At 60.4% G+C, this 2,998-nt stretch carries 3 protein-coding genes, 1 other RNA gene and 1 pseudogene; 3 read left to right on the forward strand and 2 right to left on the reverse strand.

Annotated elements, in window-relative coordinates:
* Window positions 1-79, forward strand: a pseudogene (locus tag ACSLE4_RS04035) (catalase (peroxidase I)-like protein); the annotation flags it as partial.
* Window positions 80-185: 106 nt separating this feature from the next.
* Here ACSLE4_RS04035 and ACSLE4_RS04040 read toward each other — a convergent pair.
* Together ACSLE4_RS04040 and rnpB are read right to left on the reverse strand one after the other, a co-directional pair.
* Window positions 186-350 carry a DUF1328 domain-containing protein gene (locus tag ACSLE4_RS04040; RefSeq protein ID WP_069622921.1) on the reverse strand — a complete coding sequence of 55 codons (165 nt, stop codon included), beginning with the start codon at window positions 348-350 and terminating at the stop codon, window positions 186-188.
* A gap of 136 nt (window positions 351-486) precedes the next feature.
* An RNA gene (rnpB, locus tag ACSLE4_RS04045) (RNase P RNA component class A) lies at window positions 487-889 on the reverse strand.
* Window positions 890-1,106: 217 nt separating this feature from the next.
* Here rnpB and ACSLE4_RS04050 point away from each other — a divergent pair.
* Both ACSLE4_RS04050 and ACSLE4_RS04055 read left to right on the forward strand, forming a co-directional pair.
* Window positions 1,107-1,826, forward strand: a complete 720-nt coding sequence (locus ACSLE4_RS04050; RefSeq protein ID WP_435903194.1) for a Crp/Fnr family transcriptional regulator — start codon at window positions 1,107-1,109, stop codon at window positions 1,824-1,826.
* Between the two features lie 102 nt (window positions 1,827-1,928).
* On the forward strand, window positions 1,929-2,998 hold a 1,070-nt coding region (locus ACSLE4_RS04055; RefSeq protein ID WP_435903195.1), incomplete at its 3' end, for a hypothetical protein.

The following is a 2,998-nucleotide window of genomic DNA, read 5'->3' on the forward strand; positions in this document are numbered from 1 at the left end:
CGCCAAGGAAAAGTTGGTGCACGACTTCGTGGCGGCGTGGACCAAGGTGATGAACGCCGATCGCTTCGATCTCGTGTGATCGCAGAGTAGTCCGAAGCGCCCCTCCTCCTCCGGCGCTTCTTTTGCAGAAACGGCCGACGCGGAATTCCGCGCCGGCCGTTTCTCTTTAAATTCGCGTCGTCTCGCTACGCACGTCGCATGAAATGCATGACGAGCGAGATCACGAGCAGAACCAGGAAAATAAAGAACAAGATCTGTGCGATACTCGCAGATGCGCCGGCGATGCCGCCGAAGCCGAGCAGGCCGGCAATAAGCGCGATAACAAGAAACGTTAAAGCCCAACCAAGCATGGTCAGTCTCCTTTCGGTGAGCTCGAAATGTTGAGATTAAACGCGCCGGATGCCTATCGGTTTCAGGAAATGTGGTGGATAGACGGCAGAAAATTGGAGGCCGGCGCGAGGGGATCACCCTCACGCCGGCCCTAAACATGTCACCAAGCCTGTAAGCCGGGTTCTGTTCCTCGCTCGCGCGAGGTGATGGCCATTCATCTGGGGCGCATCTTACGAGGCGCCTCGTGCAACCAACCCGGGCGGCTTGTCCGGAAACAGACTTGAGCGATCTCTCGCCCGCGCCGCCCCTATTCGGTCTTGCTCCCGGTGGGGTTTGCCCTGCCGCCTTTGTTGCCAAAGACGCGGTGCGCTCTTACCGCACCCTTTCACCCTTACCCGCTTCCGCCCGAAGGCTTCAGACAGGCGGTTTGCTTTCTGTGGCACTTTCCCTAGGGTCGCCCCCGCCGGATGTTATCCGGCACCATGCTTCCAAGGAGCCCGGACTTTCCTCCCCGCCGAATACGCAATACGGGCGGCGGAGCGGCCATCCGGCCTGCTGACAGCCCAAGATAAGGGGTTTGGCGCCCATGGCGTCAAGCGTTTGAGCCTCCGGCATGCTTAATCCGCTCTCGTAGCCGGCCCGGCTCGTAACGGCTTTTTGATCCCTCCCCTTGCCATTGTTCCCATATGCTCGCGGTAATCTGCCGCGTTTGCCCGAATTTTGGCCCCTCCGCCGATTGCGGGCGTTCCGGCTTCAAGCGGGACATTGATCGAGCGATGGCGAACCAAATCCTGATCACGCGCTGGCTCAACGCCTTTCCTGAGCTCGCGGAGCTCGAGCCGGAAGCCAAGAGCGAACTGCTCGGGGCCACCCAGTTCAACCAGCTGCGCGAAGGCGACATCGCCTACTACCAAGGGCAGACCTGCCAAAACTACGTGATGTGCATCGAAGGGCAGACCCGGATCTTCAAGACCTCGGAGTCGGGCCGCGAGATCATGCTCTATCAGGTGGGTCCGGGTGAGACCTGCGTGCTGACCACCTCATGCTTGATTGCGGGCAATCCGTTCCCCGCGGAAAGCACGGCCCAGGCCGACGTCCTTTTGGCCGCGCTGCCGGCCAATGTCTTCCACCGCCTCATGATCTCCTCGCCGAAGTTCCGGCACTACGTCCTCGGCAATTACGGCGACTTGCTGTCGAGCCTCATCATGCTGGTGGACGAGGTGGCTTTCGCCAGCCTCGACCTGCGCCTGGCACGCCGGATCCTGGCAGAAACCGACGCGGACGGGATCGTCTCGAAGACCCATCAGCAATTGGCGCTCGATCTCGGCAGCGTGCGTGAGGTCATCAGCCGGTATCTGTCCGAATGGGAGCGGATGGGCTGGGTGAGATCCTCACGCGGCTCCATCGAGGTGCTCGACCGGGCAGCACTCGCCACTTACGGCGCCGGCGCCCCGGAGGACACGCGGCCCGCTCTGCGTTCCGCCTCCCGGACATGACACTTCCGGATGGTGATTTAAGTCACAGACCGGATGCATTGAAGCGGACTAAAAAGGCGACAGCTCGGACTCCAACAAAAAACGCCCAAGGAAATCAGGACAATGTTTGATAGCCCCGCCTATAGGCTCTCCGTCTCTCTGGCGCTCCCGGCGATGCTCGCCGCGGCGCTGAGCTTTGGCAGCGCAACCGCAACCCTTGCCGCAGACGACATGTCGATGGCTCCCTCCCATGGTGAGTTCGACGATAGCTGCGCCATGGGTCTCGCCGACGGCCAGATGGTCAGCACCGATTGCTCGGTGAATTGGACCGACGAGAACGGCAAGGTCTACTGCTTCTCAGGTGAGAACTCGAAGGCTTCCTTCCTCAAGGACCCTGAAGGCAACATCGCCAAAGCGAAGGCCTTCCTGGAGAAGCAGCACGCGGCCGCCGCATCCGGCGCCAAGGTCTTCAAGGACACGGACGTGAACGCCCGCGTGGAGGAAGTCCTCAATGAACGCACCAAGGACGGCTCCTTCGTGTTCCACGATCCCAAGCTCGATACCGATCTCAACCTCGTCTACGAGGAGGTCAAGATCGTGCGCGGCATGGAGGGCTATGGCTGGTTCGCCAACGTCATCTTCCACGACAAGGACGAGCCGAAGAAGCAATACGCCCTCGACTTCTGGTTCAAGCCGGAAGGCAACGAGCTCACCCTCATGGACATCCGCGTGCAGAAGGGTCCGAAGCGCGACGGCGACGGCTATTTTATGATCACGCGGCTACCCGTGGCCTGGTGGTGGCTGCCGGTGCAAGAGCACCCCGGCAGTATCGAAGGCGCCAGAGCTTGGCAGGTGATGAGCGCGATCCACGACTACATCCTCGAGAATAAGGACGAAGACGGCAACATCACCGTCAAGGACGAGAAGACGGGCGAGGACCTCAAGCTGCAATTCGTCGAAATTCATCGCCCCGTGCGTCACCTGAAAGAAGAAGGCGACTACTTCGCCTGCACCGACTTCCGCAAGCCGGGCAGCAAGGACGAGTATTACGACCTCGACTTCTGGGTGGATGAGAAGACCGGCAAGCTCAAAGTCAATAAAGTCAAGGTGCACAAGGTTCCCGTGCAGGAAGATGGGGTTTGGACCCAGGTCGACCGCTATACCTTCGAGGGGATGGACTTCGAAGAGACGCT

The organism is Methyloceanibacter sp., from assembly GCF_051306395.1.
Lineage (GTDB): Bacteria > Pseudomonadota > Alphaproteobacteria > Rhizobiales > Methyloligellaceae > Methyloceanibacter.